Source organism: Mucilaginibacter sp. P2_D11 (assembly GCF_056404435.1).
Map to the genome: position 1 here is coordinate 34837 of NZ_JBFUEA010000027.1, position 18779 is coordinate 53615.

The window sequence follows — 18779 nt, forward strand, 5'->3', positions numbered from 1 at the left end:
AACCCTCCTATCTTGATTCTTGTATCTTAATTCTTGACTCTAAAAACTATCTTTGCCCTATGCCAACCATCCTCATTAAAGCCGCCACCATAGTAAACGAAGGCAAACAATTCGTTGCCGATGTATTCATTAAAGACGGCTATATCGAACGTATCGATAGCTCCATCAAAGCACAAGCCGATAGGGAAATCAACGCCGAAGGGCTTTACCTCTTGCCGGGTTGTATAGACGACCAGGTGCATTTCCGCGAGCCGGGGCTTACGCATAAGGGCAATATCTATACCGAATCGCGCGCTGCTGTGGCGGGGGGCATAACCTCTTTTATGGAGATGCCCAATACTGTACCCAATACGCTCACCCGCGAATTGCTCGAAGATAAATATGCCATAGCGGCGCAAAACTCGCCGGCCAACTATTCCTTTTACATGGGTGCCAGCAATGATAATTTGGATGAGGTGCTACGCACCGATACCAAAAATGTATGCGGCATAAAAGTTTTTATGGGCTCCTCGACGGGCAATATGCTGGTAGATAACCCTACCACGCTGGAGAATTTGTTCGCCAACTCCCCTATGCTTATCGCTACGCATTGCGAGGATGAGGCAACCATTAAAAGCAACCTCGAACATTTCAAACAGTTACTGGGCGAGAACATTCCGATACAACTCCACCCTAAAATAAGGAGCGCGGAAGCATGTTACCTGTCATCCAGCATGGCAGTAGAGCTGGCAAAAAAGCACAACACCCGCCTGCACATCCTGCATATCTCTACAGAGAAAGAAACGCATCTATTCAGCAATGATATCCAACTGGAAGACAAGCGCATAACCGCCGAGGCCTGCATCCACCATTTATGGTTTAGCGATGCCGATTACGAAACCAAAGGCAACCTCATTAAATGGAACCCCGCGGTTAAAACCGCTACTGACCGCGACGGCATTTTAGCCGCCGTGCTTGATGGCCGCATAGACGTAATAGCGACCGACCACGCACCCCATACCATCGAAGAAAAGGCCCAAGCATACCTGCAGGCCCCAAGCGGCGGACCCTTGGTGCAGCACGCATTAGTCGCCATGCTGGAGTTGTACAAACAAGGCAAAATCACGCTTGTGCAAATTGCAGAAAAAATGGCACACAACGTGGCCCGCTGCTTCCAAATTGAGAAACGCGGCTACATACGCCAAGGCTACTGGGCAGATCTGGTATTAGTTGATTTGAACAAACAATGGGAAGTTGAGAAAAGCAATATTTTATACAAATGCGGCTGGTCACCTTTTGAGGGGCAGCAGTTTGCATCAAGTGTTACGCATACCATTGTGAGCGGGAACCTGGCTTATGAAGGTGGTAAGGTGATAGATGATATTTACGGGCAAAGGATGAGTTTTGTGAGGTAATATCCTTTAAACTACTCGCCTACGCAGATGGCTCATTAATGTTATTTCTTGGTCCCGGCACCTAAATACCAAGCTAATAGCGCTATAACCAATACAATTCCTATTAATATAAAAAATCGCCTGGCTATTGCTGAAAGCTTTGCGTTGTCGCTACCAATAATTTCCAATGCAGACGGTTCAAATATACAGGTTATCGCAAAGACAATAACAAATCCAATTTTAGCAATCTTTTTCATATCGGATATCCATCTGAAAACGACTAAGTTTTAAACAATATTACCATTTTAATATTAATTTATAAACACCTCATCCATAAATACCCAACCTGATTTACCTTTTGCGGGGTGCCAATCGGGTACCGATTTGATAGGTTTGGCAACAAGCTTAATACACGATACCATTTGCGCCGTTTTGAGCTTACAGGTTAAAGGCACTAGTCCAAAAGGATCATCCTTCTGCGGTGCGGCGGTTTTTATAGTGCTTAATAATTTCAAGTGATTCTTATCCGGCCCACCCCATACTTCTACCCCGGCTGCTAAAAATATCTGGGAACCAATATTGCGCATGGTATTGAGTTCTAAGGAATGCATTTCGATAGGTTTATTAAACCACATCATCATCTCCAGGTCCTTTTGCGACCCTAACCACTTCCCATTGCCGAAACCTGTACCGCCAAGGTCTTTATCAACAATAGTTTTGGCACCGTCGCCTTTATACTTATCATCGGGGCGGGTAATGAACGTTACACTATCGGGTGTGTACCGGCATTTGTAAACATTAAACTGAACCGTATCGCTGCCAATCCAACCCTGTTTAAAAGCACGGGCTTTTATTACTGTACTTTGGGTGAGAACAGTACCCGGTTTATACAGCAGGGAGCGGTTACTATCCGGTGCGGTGCCGTCTGTGGTGTAACGTATATCAACCCCTTTGATAGGGTTAACCAACTGCAGCGCGTAGCTCTCGCTAAATATCACAGCAGTATTTTTCAACTGCGGGTTGGTAAGCTTAACCGGCTTACCATCATCTTTATAGCCGGTTAATACCTTCAACTGTTTGTTGCTTGCCTGCAGGGATATAAAATCGGCAGGATTAAGGCCGGTATCCCATACAGCCAATTCGGTAAGGCTTTTTATGGCCGCTAATTGTTTGATATCGGCTACAGTTAGCTTCACCCCTGCCAATGAAAGGCTGTGCAGTCTTTTCAAAGCGCTTAGCTCTTGTAGCCCCTTCCCAGTCACATCGCTAAAATTGAGCACCAGGCGGCGCAAGTTTGGCAGTTTGGCGATGGCTTTCAGGTCGGCATCCTTTACGGGCATTTTATTCAGGTCGAGCGAAACCACCTGCTTGCTGATGGGGCTTAATTCCTCTAATGCCTTTACATTAAAAGTGCTTTTATTATAAATATTCACCGCCAAAGCCGGCGACTCGGCAGCCAAGGGGTAAACCACCCGGTAGTTATTGTTGAGTTTTTTGATATCATCTTCGCTAGCTGCAGAAAAATCATAGGTTTCTTCGGCACTCTCCGCAGGTTTTAAAAACGAGGAGGCAATTATGCGCAGAGAATCGGTAGCGGGCAGGTCGATAACTTTCTTTTTAAAATCGGCGTTGTTCTTTACCCAAAAATAAAGCAGCAATTGCTCTTCTTCGGTTAGTTGTGGCTTGCCAATAGGCGGCATGTGTTTCTTTTCGGTTTCGGGGAGATGGACACGCTGCAACAGCAGGCTCATTTGCGGGTTGCCAGCTATAAACAACTTGCCTTTTTTGCCGCCTTTTAGTATAGATTGCTCCTCGGTAAGATTCAGGCCACCCTTAATTTTATCGGCATTATGGCAGCTCTGGCATTTGGCCTCGAAGATGGGCGCTATCACATCCCGGTAAACCAGCGCCTCGTTTATCGGCACCAGTTTTTTGCTGTTATCCATCACCGGGCCAAAAACAAAATCATCACCATGGGTAATATTACCGCCGAAGTGTCCCGCCATTATCAAACAAAAAACGGTAACTATTGCACCTGTTTTGGCTATAGTTGCGGTGTACCGCTCGCGGTTGCGGATGAGGTAAACACCATAGCCCACAAATGCTACGCCTACCCCAAACCATTTATGCCATTGCAAATTGCTACCCTCGTAACCCGGTTCGTGCGATAGCAACAACCCCATAACTACGGTTACCGAAGCAAACAGAGCGCCCAGCACCAACAAATAATTAGTAAAAGACTGGTACAATTTTTCGCCAACAAACTCCGGCCGAAAGCGAAAATACTCCAGCAGCATGGCCAGCATCAATATCACGATAGGGAAATGGAGAATAAGCGGGTGCATCCTGCCCGCAGGTTGCACCCATTGGGGCACCACCAGGCTATTCCCTGCCACCAGTAAAACCAAAATAAAAACATTCAGCGCAAAAAGCGCCGCATCCGCAAAACCTTTATGGCTGCTCTTCATATATCAAAAGTGGTGCTGCAAGGATTTAAACGCGTGTAAATTTATAAGGGTAAACCTTACCAGATGCCCATTGCGCTACATACAGGTTCTCGTCGTTATCCACGCATACATCATGTGGGTTCAGAAAGATTTTTTCAGCTTGAGCCATGGGCTGTAATACGCCATCTACGTAAACCGGTTCGGTACCACCAAGGTTAGACACTACTTTATTATTTTTATCGAGGATGGTGGTAAAGCCGGAGTTCTCCTTACCCAAATCGGGCGAGCGAAGTACGGCGGCATACAAATGATCGCCTTTAATAACCGGGCGGCATACACAGGCACCGGGAAGTTTGGTAATTTCCAGCAGTTTGCCATCCATACTAAACCGCTTGAAGCAGTTGCGCGTACGATCGGTGATGAGCAATGTTGGCGCCCCCTTACGTCTGTCGATAACGATACCGTGGGCATTATCCAAATGCTCGTCGCCCTCACCTTTGCCGCCGAAAAAGCCTTTCAGTTTGCCATCCTTGTCATAATGCGTAATGTACTGCGCTCCATAGCCGTCGGCAATATAAATATCGCCGTTGGTATCTATGGCGGTTTCTGTCGGTACAAACTCTTCGGCTTTTTTGTAAACGCCGGTTTCCAGCGGCACATCCATGGTCAGCAGTAATTTGCCATCCAGCGTGGTTTTATAAACCTGGTGTTTTGCGGTATCGGTGATAAACAAAAATTCAGTACCGTTCTCATTGAACAAAGTAAGCCCGTGCGCTCCGGGAAAATCGTGCCCCCAGGTAGTCAGCAGCTTGCCCGATTTATTGTAGATAAGCACGTTGTTTTTTGTCTCGTTGGTGAGCAACAAAATGCGGCCTTTGCTATCCTGCACCATCTCGTGGCAATCGTTCACCGGGTTCTTCTGCGAATCGGCCTTGCTCCAATCTTTATCCATGCGGTAGCGCATGTTGCCGTGACCGTAGATTGGCCCATCACTTTTAGCAAACAGGTTTTTAGTGATGATAAGCCCTGCCGAGAGGACTGCGGTACGCTTTATAAATTCTTTTCTTTCCATATTATTTGGTTTTCGCCGATTACACTGATTTTTTTGATTTCACCGATGTACGCTCCACCGCGTCATTGCGAGCGAAGCGCGGCAACCGTCGGTAAGCAGAGCAGACTTGCATAGCGGCCCTGCCCGCGTAGAGATTGCTTCGTGCCTCGCAATGACGCAGTGGCGAGTGTGCTACTACGTTATTATCCCCTTCACCACGTTACCCGCCACATCAGTTAAACGGTAGCGGCGACCCTGGCTTTTAAAGGTTAATTTTTTATGGTCGATGCCTAACTGATTTAGGATGGTTGCGTGGAAATCGTGTACATGTACGGGGTCCTTCACAATGTTGTACCCAAACTCGTCCGATTCGCCGTAAACCATCCCCGGCTTAATGCCGCCGCCGGCCATCCAAACACTGAAGCAGCGCGGGTGATGGTCGCGGCCGTAATTAGCCACATCCAGCTTGCCCTGGCTATAATTGGTTCGCCCAAACTCGCCGCCCCAAATCACCAGTGTTTCGTCAAGCAGGCCACGTTGTTTCAAATCGGTAACCAATGCTGCAGAGGCCTGGTCAACATCCTTGGCCTGCCCCGCCATTTCCTGCGGCAGGTTATTGTGTTGATCCCATCCCTGGTGGTAAAGCTGCACGAAGCGAACGCCGTTTTCAGACAGCTTCCTTGCTAATAAACAATTGGCCGCGTAGGTGCCGGGGACCAAACACTCCGGGCCGTACATTTTTACAATATCGTCCGATTCTTTCGATACATCCATTATCTCCGGCACCGCAGTTTGCATCCGGTAGGCCATTTCGTATTGCTGTATCTTGGTATTTATCTCAGGGTCACCAAATTCTTTGTAGTTAATATCGTTCAACGCAGCCAAATTATCCAGCATTTTACGGCGTTCGTGGCGGCTCAAACCTTCGGGATCGTTGAGGTAAAGGATTGGGTCCTCGCCGCTGCTAAACTGCACTCCCTGGTGTATCGAATCTAAAAAGCCATTGCTCCAAAGCTTGGAGTAAACGCCCTGCCCGTTGCCTTTGCCTTTTGATAGCAGCACCGTAAAGGCCGGCAGGTTTTTATTCTCGCTGCCGAGCCCATAGCTCACCCAGGAGCCCATGCTGGGGCGGTTACCCTGCTGTGCCCCCGTTTGGAAAAAAGTAAGCGCAGGGTCGTGATTAATGGCATCTGTGTTCATCGAGCGTATGATGCAAATATCGTCGGCTATTTTACCAATATGCGGAAACAGGTCGCTTATCCACGCCCGTGATTCGCCGTATTGCTTAAAATCGTAAAAAGAACCCACCAGCGGAAATGATGCCTGCTTGGCGGTCATCCCCGTCAATATTTGGTTACCGCGGACGGACGGTGGCAGCTCCTGCCCCATCATCTGGCGCAGCTTGGGTTTGTAATCGAAAGATTCCAGTTGCGATGGCGCACCATCCTGAAACAGGTAGATGACCCTTTTGGCCTTTGGCGCAAAGTTGGGGATGCCCGCAATAAAGTCCGCCTCGGCCTCGTCGCCCTTACCGCTAAACAGATCGGGTATCAGCAACGAACCCAACGCAGCGCTGCCGATACCCAGGCTCAACCTCGAAAGGAACCTGCGCCGGTTGATATTTAGCCTGCTTTCTAAAAAGTCTTTTTCCATATCAGGTTTTTGTTATCGCCTCTTCTAAATTATACATTGCGTCAACCACTTTCATCATCGCGGCCAGTTTCAACTTGTCTGCATTGGCCGGTACGGGGTACTCGCCTACTTTCAATAGTTTGTCGGCATCGGCTTTGGTCATGCTCTTTAGTTCCTCATTGTAGTACGCCGTCAATATCGCCAGTTCTTTATACTGAGGATGCCGGCACATAATGAGCCGGAATGCTTTGATGATCTTATCCTTTGATTGACTATTATCCTGCAATAATTTGGCTGCCAATACCCTTGCACTTTCCAGCACCGTGGGGTCGTTCAGCATCACCAGCGCCTGCAGCGGCGTATTGGTACGCAGGCGTTTCACCTCGCACTGATCGCGGTTGCTGGCGTCAAATATCGCCAGCGATGCCGGCGGCACCGTACGTTTGATAAGCGTGTACATTCCCCTGCGGTACAAGTCGGGGCCGTGTACTTGCTTATAAGTGGCCAATTGCCCCCTGCCCGATGTGGCATTTTCCCAAAGGCCGGGTGGCTGATAGGGATTTACGCTTGGGCCTCCTATTTTAGGTTTTAGCAACCCACTGCTTGCTAAAACCAAATCGCGCACAAACTCGGCAGGTAAACGGTTACGCGGGCCACGCGCGAGGTAAATATTATCGGGGTCTGCTTTGAGTTTATCGGGGCTAACCACTGCCGATTGCCGGTACGTGGCCGACATTACCACTTGTTTCACCAACCGTTTCATATCCCAGCCGTGGTTCATAAAGTCTACAGCAAGCCAGTCCAACAACTCAGGATGGGTAGGCAAATCGCCCTGCATGCCAAAATCGCCCGAACTTTTTACAATCCCCTTGCCAAAAAACTCCTGCCAAACCTGGTTTACAAACACTCTTGCCGTAAGCGGGTTGTTTTTGTTGAAAAGCCATTCAGATAAGCCCAGCCTGTTTTTTGGATAATTCGCGGTAAATGGCAGTATCGATTTGGGCGTGCCGGCCGCAACCTGGTCGCCATGTGCATCGTAATTCCCCCGTTTCAGGATGTACGTAGGGCGCACGTATTCGCTGTCGGCCATAATGGATACGATGAGTTTATCAGTATCCTGCTTGTTGATGAATTTCAACACATCTTTTACGTCCTGATTGCTTATTTGCATCATCGGGCGCTTGGCATAGGTTTCGGGGCCACCTACCGTAGATTGCAGCCCTGCCTCTTTTACGCTATTGAAAAAGGCGAACACCTGGTAATATTCTTTTTGAGAAAAGGGGTCGTACTTATGGTCGTGGCAGTGGGCGCACTCCAGGGTTACGCCAAGCAAGGCCTTGCCGAACGTGTTGGTGCGGTCGGTTACGTAGCTTACGCGGTATTCTTCGTCAATTACACCGCCCTCTTCGGTAATTTTGTGGTTTCGGTTAAAGCCGGTTGCCAGCAACTGTTCTTTAGTTGCATTGGGTATTTGGTCGCCGGCCAACTGCCATGTGATAAATTTATCGTAAGGCAAATTCTCGTTAAAGGCGTGTATTACCCAATCGCGCCATGGCCACTGGGTACGGTAGTTATCGTCCTGATATCCATGTGAATCGGCATAACGCGAAACGTCCAGCCAGTGCAAAGCCATTTTTTCTCCGTATTGCGGGGCGGCCATTAAGCGATCAACCATTTTTTGATAAGCATCGGGGCTTTTGTCGGCCAAAAAATCATCCATCATTTTCAGGGTAGGCGGCAATCCTGTCAAATCAAGCGATAGCCTTTTCAGCAGGCGTTCTTTATCGGCTTCGGCATTGGGCTCAAAGCCCTTCTGCTCCAGTTTTTGAAGGACAAAATTATCTATGGGGTTTCTCACCCAGGCGTTATTCTTTACTGCAGGTATAGCGTGGGCCCGCGGGGCAACGAAGGCCCAGTGCTTTTCATATTTGGCGCCCTGCTTTATCCAGGCTTTTATAAGGTCTGTTTCAAACGGCGTCAGTTTCTTCAGGTTAGAAGATGCCGGCGGCATTTGTTCCGCTGTATCCTTAGTAGTTATGCGGCGGTAAACTTCAGATAAAGACGGATCACCGGGAACCAATGCATGCGCAGTTGGATTATCTTTAAGCGCAGCGTAGGCTATCTCCGGAATATCCAGCCGCAAATCAGCTTCGCGATGCCCGGCATCGGGGCCATGGCATTTAAAACACTTATCAGAAAGTATAGGGCGGATGTTGAAATTATAACTGATCGTATCGGGTACCTGCTCATCATCCGTTTGACCTGTTGAATTGCAGGCTTGCAAAGCACACAAAATGCAACCGGCTATCAAAAGCCATGCGTGATTCAATCTTGGGAACATCAGTTTAATGTTGGTTTTACAATCGGGGTCGTTCATCAAATGTAGCGAAAACCAAAACATTTTCGACCTAAAAAAATCAACCATTAAACAACGTAATTGAAGTTTAATTTGGAGATAATAGATAACACGGCAATTTACCCGGCTGGCGAAAGGCTACCGGATAAGCTAAAGAAATTCGACCCGGAAATGCTGCGCTTGGGTTACGATGGTTCAGAAAAATAAAGCAGTGCCGTTTTTTGTTAATCTACCGCCACGTAAACCTTCGATTGGATGTCCTCAAAATTTTTACCGGCCACATCGTAAACATCAAAATCGGCAGTGTAGATGCGGCCTTCCGCAGCGGCCCAAATGTGCTGCCAGGTGGCGGCAATGTTTGCCGGGAATTTTCCTTCGGGCGTGTAAACGTTGTACTTGCCCGGCGCAATAGCTTTGCCTGTAAATCCCTCGGGAAGGTATTCGATGGAACTCACTTTGCAACCGAGAATAGCGGTATAGTAATCGGTATGATCCGATTCATAATCGGTATATACACAATAGAGTTCGCTGCCTTCCTTGTCTTCCAGTTTATCGGCCAGGTTCTCCTGGGTAAAGCGCTGCCAAAGGCTACCAATATCTTTATCGGCACGGCCCGCTTTATTAATAGTACGCACTGAGATGCCCGCTACGAAAAACAAGGGTAATTCTATTGTTTTAAAGTCCATTTGGTTATATCACTATTTGTTATATTGATTTATAATTACACTAATTAACAGATTATTATATCATTTATATTAATAATCTATTTAAATATTTAACAGGCCGAGGTACATTCCTAAACTCGGGCTTCGTAGCACCAGTTTGGGAGGTTGCGCATCACTTTTTTATACGCCCCAATACCTCTGAAAATCTTCATTGCCGCATCCGATTCCCATACGGTGATAGTCCAGGACGTAAGATCATAAAAAACGCATACGGCATAATAAATTCAATTCCGCGCTACTATTTCAGCTGCTATCGCCTTTATCCTGGCCTTCACGAAATCCGGGCTCACGATTTCGGACTGGTCGCCGTAGGTCATAAACCAGCGCACGAAACCCTCTACCGACATGGTGAGGAAGGTCATCTCCACCTGGTTCTCCAGCTGAACTTCAGACACGAAGCCGTTGTAGTATTTCTGATCAGACAGGTATCGCACCATTTCATTGTCTACCCGCATTACGATAGTTTCCAGCTTATGTTCTGACGCTGTTTGGGCGATATAGCTTTTCAGTGTGGGATGCTTACCCTCAAAGGTATGTTCGGTTTCGGCAAGGGAACGGATACGGTCTGCACGGAAGTCGCGGTAATCCTGCCGCATGCGGCAAAAGGCAATGAGGTGCCAATAACCGTTCAGGTAAAATATGCCTACCGGCTCCACCTCGCGCTTGGTTTTTTCCTGACTGTAGCCGGCCATGTAATCTATGTAAAGCACCTTCTTATTGGCAATAGCGCCAAGGATGGGCTGCAGGTGGTCGTTATTGTTAATGCGCCGTTGGGTTTGGCTTTTAAGTACTTCTATGCTGGCATCCATGCTTTCCAGCAGGTCTTTTTCTGCTGTTTTGAGGATGGCCCGCACTTTATACATGGCCGATTTATGCTGCGCTGCGGTAGAAGCATCGGTCATCTTCTCCACAAATTTTTCGGCCGTCAGAAAAGCGGTGGCCTCCTCGCGGGTAAACATAATGGGCGGCAGGCGGTAACCATCTACCAGGGAGTACCCCACCCCGGCCTCGCCGATAACCGGGATGCCGGCTTCTTCCAGCGAGCGCACATCACGGTAAACCGTACGCAGGCTGATGCCGAACCGTTCCGCAATATCGCTGGCCTTCACCACCCTGCGCGATTGCAGTTGGATGAGTATTGCGGAGATGCGGTCGATGCGGTTCATACCTCAAAATAAACAAAATTAAACTAATTTGCGCCAAACAGAGTTTAATAATTATGAGCGCAAACGACAACGATAAAATCATCACTTTCGAAAGCTACTACGACCCCATGCTGGCCCACATCATCCAAACACGACTGGAAGACAGCGGCATCTCCTGTTTTATTGCCGATGAGAACATCCTCGCAGCCCAGCCATTTTATAACCAGGCAACCGGCGGCATCAAGATAAAGATATTCGAGCGCGATTTGGAACGCGCCCGCCAAATATTGGCTGATGATAATGAGATTGAGGAGTAAAGTTAGAAGTCGGGAAGTCCGAAAGTCAGAAAGACGGAGGATAACGACAATATTGGAAATTTAAGGAAGTTATGACATGATCGCAAATATTGTGTTATCGCTTACTCAGCATCTTTCTTCCGGACTTTCCGACTTCCGGACTTTCTTACTACCCCACCTCCCAATTGTATCAAACCTGATACAAAAGCAGGTATTTTTACCTGATTATTATATATTAGCCTTATGATCGATCGCCGTAAATTCATTAAAGCAACCGCCGCAAGTGCTTCATTAGCAGCTATATCTCAATACAGTTTAGCAAAGCCCGCAATTAATAAGGCAAGCGAAGCCGCAGGCGGTGGCTTTCCTGTTGTAATTTCTACCTGGGATTTTGGTATCGCGGCTAACAAAGAAGCCTGGAAAACCCTTGCAGCGGGCGGCCGCGCGCTTGATGCCGTAGAAGCCGGCGTAAAGATACCCGAGGCCGACATGAAGAACCATACCGTAGGTCGCGCCGGCTACCCCGACCGCGACGGGTACGTTACCTTAGATGCCTGCATTATGGACGAATTCGGCAACTGCGGCTCGGTGGCCGCCATGGAGGATATTGCCCACCCTATTTCGGTAGCGCGTTTGGTGATGGAAAAAACTCCGCACGTAATGCTGGTTGGCGATGGCGCAAGTCAGTTTGCGGTAGAACAGGGATTCAAACGCGAGAAATTGCTCACCCCGGAGTCGGAAAAGGAATGGAAGAAATGGCTGATAAAGGCCGAGTATTCACCCCAGATAAACATAGAGAACGGCTCGCACCGCCCGGGCGGCAAATACAATCACGATACCATCGGTATGCTGGCTTTAGATGTCAAAGGAAACATAAGCGGGGCCTGCACCACCAGCGGCATGGCCTTTAAACTGCACGGCCGCGTAGGCGACAGCCCCATCATTGGCGCGGGCTTATATGTAGATAACGAAGTGGGCGGCGCAACCTCAACCGGCGTTGGCGAGGAAGTAATACGCAACGTGGGCAGCTTTCTGGTGGTAGAACTGATGCGCCAGGGCCTATCGCCCGAGGATGCTTGTAAGGAGGCAGTAAATCGCATCATCCGTAAAAAACCAGAGACTGCAAAGAAGATACAGGTTGGCTTTTTGGCCATCAATAAAAAAGGCGAGTACGGCGCATATGCTATACAGGAGGGTTTCTCTTTCGCGGTATGCAACGCCGATAAACAAGATTTGCTCATCCCCGGCAAAAGTTTTTATAAAGACGAGAAGAAGTGATTTGGTTCATGGATCATAGTTGATAGTTCATAGCCGAAGTTTTACCTTTGCTAAGCTACGATGAACTACGGGCCATTGCCTACTAACGTAGCTATGAACCATGAACCATTAACTATGATCCAACTTGAAGTTTGCTCCAATTCGGTAACATCGGCATTGGCGGCGCAGGAAGGCGGCGCAGTGCGGGTGGAGCTTTGCGAGAACCTTGCTGAAGGCGGCACTACCCCATCGTACGGGCAGTTACTATTGGCCCGCAAACTCCTGCATATCCAACTTTTTGTGCTGATACGCCCCCGAAGCGGAGATTTCCTATATTCGGACCTGGAATACGAAGTGATAAAAGCCGATGTGCGCAACTGCATAGAAGCTGGAGCCGACGGCATCGTGATTGGCATCCTGAACGCCGATGGCACCATAGATAAACCCCGCTGCCTGGAACTGGTGCGCATGGCTAAGCAATTCGGGCTGGGCGTAACCTTCCACCGGGCTTTCGATATGTGTGCCGATCTTTATCAGTCGCTGGAAGACATAATAGAACTGGGCTGCGACCGCATACTTACCTCGGGTGGCAAAAGCACGGCCATGGAGGGTGCTAATATGCTCAATCACCTGGTAGAGAAAGCCACGGGCCGTATAGCCATTATGGCCGGAAGCGGGGTTAACCCAAATAACGTTGCCGATTTGGTGCACTTTACCAACGTTACCGAAGTGCATTCTTCCGCCCGTATCCACGTGCCAGGCAAAATGGAATACCATAACGACCACATCCTGCTAAGCAACGGCTTGAAAGATGAATACGGTATAGATGTGACCGGTGTAGAAGTAGTAAAAAGCATTATTACTGCGGCGAATAGTTGATAAGGAACCGTGATTGCTTTAGGAGCAACGCTGGCATACGCACGGAGGCGACGTGGACAACCGACCGAGGGGAACTCATTAATTCCTTTGAAAAACAAAAAAATACATTAGTAATACCTGGCGGGCAAGTCGGATTTGCATACGGCTCTTCCAGCCGATGATTGCCACGCTATCGCTCGCAAGGACGAGGTGGTGATTACTCCCTAAAATATACTCACCGGCAACACCAGCTCTATCCTGTTTTTGCCGTTTCCACCAAACAGGTCGTCATCCAATAAATAGCTATACCTGATGCCAAATGATATGGCTGCCTGGTTAAATATCTTCCCATCGAAAAACAAGGCCGCGCCTGCAGAGCGAAAATTGGCGTTGAACGGTTTGCCATTGAGCAGGAAACTGCCGTCGGTGGCGTGGGTATGGTCGTAAAACAGGTATCCGCGTACGCGGAGTAGGTAAGCGAGGTTACCGAAACCCGCATCAGGGTATGCAATAGGGAAATGGTAGCTCAAACCGTACTTTTGCATTTTATCCAAACTTTCGGCGGTATATCCTTTGGAGAACGGGAAATCATTAGAGAAACCGATACTATTATCTTTTCCCTTTTGCTGATAAGCGCCACTGATAACCAGGCTATGGGTAACCGAAAAACCAGGGAAATAAAAGGAACCTGTACCCAAAAACTGCGTTGCGCTAAGCCCCGCTATGGCGGTTTTATAATTAAGGCTGATGCTTTGCGCCAGGCGTGGGTTTATTTGTTGTTTGGCCTGCTGTATCTGGTTGCTAAAGCTGATGTAGTTATTCAAATAGGTGTAGTGCCTATCTGCAAACTGGCTGCGGAACGCTTCCTGGAAACGGCGCTGGCTGTAGTACACATCGCTGCCGAAATCCAGGAAAGTGGATGTTTTGCCGGCCGTGAAATCGAGCGGCACTTCCAGTCCGGCGTGCAGGTCGGTTTCGTTGAAATAAATGCTATTGCCTTTATAGAAGCCCCGCCTGTCGAAGGTATAATTGGCACCCGCCGAGATGTATGGGAACAGCGCACCGTAAATGCCGGTGTAGCCAATGCGTTTGTAACCTTCGTCGCGGTTATAGTTGAAGGAGAGGCGCGACTGGAAGGTATTCAGCACATTCTCTCCCGCCAGCTCCAGCGAATAGTTGGGGTCGTTCAAATTAGGGAAGATACTGTGGAAATTGAACAGTCCGTGCGCCTTGCTGTATCTGGTGACGGTAAGCGGCGTGTTGGGGACGGACGTAAGGAGGTTGGCGGCGGAATCCTGGACTAATTTGTTGATGCCAAAGTTGGATAAAGAATCAGTTTCGCTTAACAGCGTTTCCTTAAGATCCTTGTCGGCTTTATGGATATAATAGCCGCTGGGTCTAAAGCCAACCCAAGCCATTTTAGAACCCAATACGGTCGGTTGATAAGCACCTATTTCAGAGGCCAAACTCCTCATATTGGTATGCTTCAAATACACCTTACCGCTTTTAAGATACAATACAAATAATTTGTCGTACAACCCGGTCGTTTTGCTGAAGACAATCCGGTCGTCCGCCACTGCAATAAAGCCTATGGGCTCAAAGCTAAATGACGTAAGATATCTAACTGCGCCGTTTTTAATATCAATCGACGCCAGAGCCATCTGCCCTTTTCCATTTCTTACTGCGGAAACGATCTTATCATTAGCAAAAAATTCAGGATAGGTGTAAAACAGGTTATCAGGATTCGGAATTACCGAAAGTACTTTTCCTGTTGATGCATCTAATAAATGTAAGTCGCTCTTACCTGATGGCTGTACATCAACAGCTACAATGGTTTTGCCATCGTTACTAAATGCAGGAGAAAAATACTTGGTTTTGCGGGTTATCCGCTGCTCTTTACCCGTATTAATATCCAGCACCACCAACTCATTATAGTTACGGTAACCCCAGCGCAGATCGGGGCGGTAGGCAGCGTAAACTACTTTCCCATCATGATAAGTAAAATAGCTGTCGGTATTAATTGACTGCTTGGCAATGGTCCGCTCGTTATATTTTGAACGGATAACAAACTCCGGAATATGATTATAGGTAGTTTTGAGATAAATAAGCGTACTATCGTTCACAAATGCTGGATATTCTTCGTTAGCGATAAAATGCCCGTCTTCGCCATGATCGCTGGCTATGACTTCGTTGGCGAATTGTTTCTTAAATTGAGCAAACGCGTTTTCTCTGAAGACCTTATAGTTTTTCCCCGAGTATTTTTTTATAGCATTCTGAAAAGGATAAAACCCTGTTTTAAACGCCGCAGCATCATGCGTAACCTTTCCCCAGAAATCGCTGCCGTACGTCTCGCGGCCATAGGCCACCATCATATAGCCAAGGGGGTAATGGTCGGGCACGAAATCTACGTAGGATCCGTTGCGCAGCTTCATCCAGCTGTAATCCTTGCCGGCTGCCCATAGCGCGCGGAAGCCATTGTAAAAATAAGGGAGCCGGCCCCTGCCCTGCGGGCTTACCAGGGTTTCGTTATAAACAGCATCGCCCTCAAAAAACCAGTTGGGTATAGCCAAATCATTCCCCAGGGCCTGCCCCCCCTCGCCGAAAACCATGCGCAGCGCATGCGAAAGCCCCACATTGAAATTATTGTATTGCTGCACATGCCTGAATTCGTGGATGGCCAGCTGCCCCGGCCAATACAAACTGCCTATCTCGAAGCTGTTCTGTGAAGGCATCAGGTAAAATTCGCTGCGGAAGGGCGCTAAGCCAACGTATGCGTTTGATATGGTAGTTTGATTTTGCAGCACGATGCTGATTTGCTTCTGCCTGAAACCGATGCTGGGTTTTATCTTCGGGTTGATGTATTGGATGATATTGGCCACCTGCATAGCCGCCGAATCCATCCCTTCGGGAAAGATTACTTTTGTTGCCGGGGTATTTACCTGCTTCCATTTGATAGATGGCGGGTTGCCCCCGAACTGCTGGGCCATTGCGGAAGTAGCAGTGATGAGTAGCAGTAGCAGGGTTTGGCAGAAGCGGTTTATCATTGGGGTGAAAGTAGGAAAAATTGTGTGATGGTGATGTTAGGAGAAGCTTTTTTTGACAAAGCTCGCCACATCGTCCTTGCGAGGAGCGAAGGGCAGCACTGAGAAGTAGGGCGACGCGGACAACCGACCGAAGGGAGCTCATTAATTCCTTTAAAAAACGATGAAACACATTAATAATCATCGGCAAGCAGGTCGGATTAGCAAAGTGGCTCTGCTTGCCGAGGATTGCCACGCTATCGCTCGCAAGGACGCGGTTGTATGCAAATCCGAAATCCAAATGACATTTCCTGCCTCAAAACCACGTACATTTGCCCTTTGTTACCGATACATCATGGCTAAAGTTTCTATCAACCTGGCAACAGGCTCTATACAAAAAGAAGATATCATCGTAGGGATTGACCTGGGTACCACCAACTCGCTGGTAGCCTTTATCGACCCGGACAAGAACCCGAAAGTAATCAACGATACCGGCAAGGGCGTTTTGGTGCCCTCGGTAGTGCATTTTGGCCAAACAGGCGATATTACAGTAGGCAACGAAGCCAAAGAATATCTGATAACCGACCCGCAGAACACCGTATTTTCGGTAAAGCGCCTTTTAGGCCGCTCCTACGCGGATGTAAAGAATTATCAAAACTTCTTCTCGTACAAAATTATCGACGATGATACTGAAAGCCTGGTAAAAATAAAGGTGGGCGATAAATTCTACACCCCTATCGAACTATCGGGCCTTATACTGAAAGAACTGAAGGCGCGCGCCGAGCACGCGCTGAAAACGCCGGTAAACCGCGCTGTAATTACCGTGCCAGCCTACTTTAACGATTCGCAACGACAGGCAACAAGGGATGCAGGCAAACTGGCCGGGCTTGATGTCTTGCGCATCGTGAACGAACCAACCGCAGCCAGCCTTGCCTACGGCATCGGCCTTAACCCCGAAGAAACCAAAACCGTTGCCGTTTACGATTTAGGCGGTGGCACTTTCGACGTATCGATACTGCAGATACAGAACGGCATCTTCGAGGTGCTATCTACCAATGGCGATACCTTTTTAGGCGGCGACGATTTTGACCGGGCCATTGCCGATTACTGGATTGAAAAGAACAATATAGATAAAGCCGAACTTGCCAATAACCGCGAGCTTACCCAACAACTCCGCCTGAAAGCCGAGGAAGCCAAGAAAGCATTTGCGTACCAAAGTTTGTTTAATGAGAAAATCGGCGACATATGGTGCACTATCGACCGCAATACCTTCGAGGAATTGATATTACCGAAAGTGCAGCAAACCATCACCGCCTGCCAGAATGCATTGAACGATGCCAAACTTACGGTTGCTGATATTGATGAGGTAATTATGGTGGGCGGCAGTACCCGTACCGCTTTGGTGAAGAAAATGGTCGCCGAGTTTTTTGGTCGCCCGGTGCACGATGATGTGAACCCGGATGAGGTGGTCGCACTTGGCGCCGCGATACAAGCCGACGTTTTGGCCGGCAACCGAAGCGATATCTTACTGCTGGATGTTACCCCGCTGTCGTTGGGTATAGAAACCATGGGCGGTTTGATGGATACCATCATCCCCCGCAACAGCAAAATACCCACTAAAGCAGGCAGGCAATACACCACCAGCAAAGATGGACAGGTGAACATGAAGATTGCCGTTTATCAGGGTGAGCGGGATTTGATAAAAGAGAACCGCAAACTGGCCGAATTCGAGCTGAAAGGCATACCCGCCATGCCGGCAGGTTTCCCCAAGGTGGATATCAACTTTATTTTGAATGCCGATGGTATATTGAAAGTGCAGGCCATCGAACTGCGTAGCGGCGTAAAGCAGGAAGTAGAAGTGAAACCCGCCTACGGCATTAACGACGAATTGGTAGAGAAAATGCTGATAGACAGCATCACTAACGCTAAAGATGACGTTGCTGCCCGCATGCTGATAGAAGCCAAAACCGAAGGCGAGCAAATGGTGTACCAGGTGGAGCGCTTCTTAGAAAAGAACGGCAGCTTGCTGGATGAAGCAGAGATTACTCAAACCAAACAATACCTTACTAACCTGCAGGTAGCATTAGGAACCGAAGATAAAGACCTGATACACGCCAAGATCGACGAGCTGAACAACTTCACCCGCCCCTTTGCCGAACGCGTGATGGATATAGCCGTTGGCACGGCGATGAGGGGGAAGAGCGTGGAGTAAATTGCGTAGGTGTTCCACTTTAAATGTGGAACGCTTATTTTTAAATTAGTGCTGATTATCAAATGGTTGCAGTTTTTTGTGGAACACATTGGAACGCCCCTAAACTTTAGGTAAGGCACGCAACAGCCTTATTATTAACCGGTTAATAAATACCACAAGAATGAGTGTGTCTCGTCCTGAAATAGGTTTACACATTAAGTAAACAAATATGGAAGAGAAAGTAGCCTCATTGATTCTTGAAGACCATAATGTAGGGGGTTTAAGTTATCGTACTTTAGCAAAGAAGTATGGAATATCCCGAACTCAAATCCACCGGATGGTGATGTCAAAGCAAAGGAAGCAGAAAAAACCGGCAGTAATCAAAGCGGAGGTAGTGGAAGAGTTAGCCTTACCAGACGACATAAAGT

The 18779-nt window shown here is 48.1% G+C and carries 14 protein-coding genes and 1 pseudogene; 7 read left to right on the plus strand and 8 right to left on the minus strand.

Translation table 11 applies throughout. The features are described from left to right. Nucleotides 1–59 precede the first annotated feature (59 nt). On the plus strand, nt 60–1394 hold the full coding sequence (locus AC1DXC_RS26030; RefSeq protein WP_477462106.1) for a dihydroorotase: 1335 nt from the start codon (nt 60–62) through the stop codon (nt 1392–1394). Nucleotides 1395–1435: 41 nt separating this feature from the next. Here the strand turns inward: AC1DXC_RS26030 and AC1DXC_RS26035 are convergent, their stop codons facing one another. The 5 genes from AC1DXC_RS26035 to AC1DXC_RS26055 form a co-directional block, all read right to left on the minus strand. Continuing rightward, on the minus strand, nt 1436–1630 hold the full coding sequence (locus AC1DXC_RS26035) for a hypothetical protein (RefSeq protein ID WP_477462107.1): 195 nt from the start codon (nt 1628–1630) through the stop codon (nt 1436–1438). Between the two features lie 54 nt (nt 1631–1684). Then, complete coding sequence (locus AC1DXC_RS26040) at nt 1685–3841, minus strand: c-type cytochrome domain-containing protein (RefSeq protein ID WP_477462108.1); 2157 nt, start codon at nt 3839–3841, stop codon at nt 1685–1687. 25 nt (nt 3842–3866) lie between these two features. Then, nucleotides 3867–4892: an NHL repeat-containing protein gene (locus AC1DXC_RS26045; protein WP_477462109.1), complete on the minus strand. Its 1026-nt coding sequence runs from the start codon at nt 4890–4892 to the stop codon at nt 3867–3869. A 174-nt stretch (nt 4893–5066) separates the two neighbouring features. Continuing rightward, on the minus strand, nt 5067–6524 hold the full coding sequence (locus tag AC1DXC_RS26050; protein ID WP_477462110.1) for a DUF1501 domain-containing protein: 1458 nt from the start codon (nt 6522–6524) through the stop codon (nt 5067–5069). Between the two features lies 1 nt (nt 6525). Further along, nucleotides 6526–8844 carry a PSD1 and planctomycete cytochrome C domain-containing protein gene (locus AC1DXC_RS26055; RefSeq protein WP_477462111.1) on the minus strand — a complete coding sequence of 773 codons (2319 nt, stop codon included), beginning with the start codon at nt 8842–8844 and terminating at the stop codon, nt 6526–6528. Nucleotides 8845–8940: 96 nt separating this feature from the next. On the opposite strand from AC1DXC_RS26055, the gene AC1DXC_RS26060 reads away from it, so the two are divergent. Then, on the plus strand, nt 8941–9066 hold the full coding sequence (locus tag AC1DXC_RS26060) for a hypothetical protein (protein ID WP_477462112.1): 126 nt from the start codon (nt 8941–8943) through the stop codon (nt 9064–9066). Between the two features lie 17 nt (nt 9067–9083). On the opposite strand, the gene AC1DXC_RS26065 is transcribed toward AC1DXC_RS26060, so the two are convergent. Continuing rightward, the gene (locus AC1DXC_RS26065; protein ID WP_477462113.1) at nt 9084–9545 is read right to left on the minus strand and encodes a GyrI-like domain-containing protein; all 462 of its coding nucleotides are present in this window, start codon (nt 9543–9545) and stop codon (nt 9084–9086) included. A 263-nt stretch (nt 9546–9808) separates the two neighbouring features. Beyond that, nucleotides 9809–10750 (minus strand): helix-turn-helix transcriptional regulator, encoded by a 942-nt coding sequence (locus AC1DXC_RS26070; RefSeq protein WP_477462114.1) that lies wholly within the window; start codon nt 10748–10750, stop codon nt 9809–9811. A gap of 53 nt (nt 10751–10803) precedes the next feature. Between AC1DXC_RS26070 and AC1DXC_RS26075 the strand changes: the two genes are divergently transcribed. The 3 genes from AC1DXC_RS26075 (at nt 10804) to AC1DXC_RS26085 (ending at nt 13161) form a co-directional block, all read left to right on the plus strand. Then, the gene (locus tag AC1DXC_RS26075) at nt 10804–11046 is read left to right on the plus strand and encodes a putative signal transducing protein (protein ID WP_477462115.1); all 243 of its coding nucleotides are present in this window, start codon (nt 10804–10806) and stop codon (nt 11044–11046) included. Between the two features lie 222 nt (nt 11047–11268). Then, nucleotides 11269–12303, plus strand: coding sequence for a glycosylasparaginase (locus AC1DXC_RS26080; protein ID WP_477462116.1), 1035 nt, complete (start codon nt 11269–11271; stop codon nt 12301–12303). A gap of 114 nt (nt 12304–12417) precedes the next feature. Further along, nucleotides 12418–13161 (plus strand): copper homeostasis protein CutC, encoded by a 744-nt coding sequence (locus AC1DXC_RS26085; protein WP_477462117.1) that lies wholly within the window; start codon nt 12418–12420, stop codon nt 13159–13161. A gap of 203 nt (nt 13162–13364) precedes the next feature. Here the strand turns inward: AC1DXC_RS26085 and AC1DXC_RS26090 are convergent, their stop codons facing one another. Continuing rightward, nucleotides 13365–16184, minus strand: coding sequence for a TolB family protein (locus tag AC1DXC_RS26090; protein ID WP_477462118.1), 2820 nt, complete (start codon nt 16182–16184; stop codon nt 13365–13367). Between the two features lie 331 nt (nt 16185–16515). Here AC1DXC_RS26090 and hscA point away from each other — a divergent pair, with 331 nt between their 5' ends. Both hscA and AC1DXC_RS26100 read left to right on the plus strand, forming a co-directional pair. Continuing rightward, on the plus strand, nt 16516–18372 hold the full coding sequence (gene hscA / locus AC1DXC_RS26095; RefSeq protein WP_477462119.1) for a Fe-S protein assembly chaperone HscA: 1857 nt from the start codon (nt 16516–16518) through the stop codon (nt 18370–18372). 208 nt (nt 18373–18580) lie between these two features. Then, a pseudogene (locus tag AC1DXC_RS26100) lies at nt 18581–18779 on the plus strand (hypothetical protein); the annotation flags it as partial.

Excerpts from the sequence above, each read along its gene's own strand:
- AC1DXC_RS26075 (WP_477462115.1), top strand. The coding sequence starts at position 10,804 with ATGAGCGCAAACGACAACGATAAAATCATCACTTTCGAAAGCTACTAC.
- AC1DXC_RS26070 (WP_477462114.1), bottom strand. The coding sequence starts at position 10,750 with ATGAACCGCATCGACCGCATCTCCGCAATACTCATCCAACTGCAATCG.
- AC1DXC_RS26040 (WP_477462108.1), bottom strand. The coding sequence starts at position 3,841 with ATGAAGAGCAGCCATAAAGGTTTTGCGGATGCGGCGCTTTTTGCGCTG.
- AC1DXC_RS26045 (WP_477462109.1), bottom strand. The coding sequence starts at position 4,892 with ATGGAAAGAAAAGAATTTATAAAGCGTACCGCAGTCCTCTCGGCAGGG.
- AC1DXC_RS26050 (WP_477462110.1), bottom strand. The coding sequence starts at position 6,524 with ATGGAAAAAGACTTTTTAGAAAGCAGGCTAAATATCAACCGGCGCAGG.
- AC1DXC_RS26080 (WP_477462116.1), top strand. The coding sequence starts at position 11,269 with ATGATCGATCGCCGTAAATTCATTAAAGCAACCGCCGCAAGTGCTTCA.
- AC1DXC_RS26085 (WP_477462117.1), top strand. The coding sequence starts at position 12,418 with ATGATCCAACTTGAAGTTTGCTCCAATTCGGTAACATCGGCATTGGCG.
- AC1DXC_RS26055 (WP_477462111.1), bottom strand. The coding sequence starts at position 8,844 with ATGTTCCCAAGATTGAATCACGCATGGCTTTTGATAGCCGGTTGCATT.
- AC1DXC_RS26065 (WP_477462113.1), bottom strand. The coding sequence starts at position 9,545 with ATGGACTTTAAAACAATAGAATTACCCTTGTTTTTCGTAGCGGGCATC.
- AC1DXC_RS26035 (WP_477462107.1), bottom strand. The coding sequence starts at position 1,630 with ATGAAAAAGATTGCTAAAATTGGATTTGTTATTGTCTTTGCGATAACC.
- AC1DXC_RS26030 (WP_477462106.1), top strand. The coding sequence starts at position 60 with ATGCCAACCATCCTCATTAAAGCCGCCACCATAGTAAACGAAGGCAAA.
- AC1DXC_RS26090 (WP_477462118.1), bottom strand. The coding sequence starts at position 16,184 with ATGATAAACCGCTTCTGCCAAACCCTGCTACTGCTACTCATCACTGCT.
- hscA (WP_477462119.1), top strand. The coding sequence starts at position 16,516 with ATGGCTAAAGTTTCTATCAACCTGGCAACAGGCTCTATACAAAAAGAA.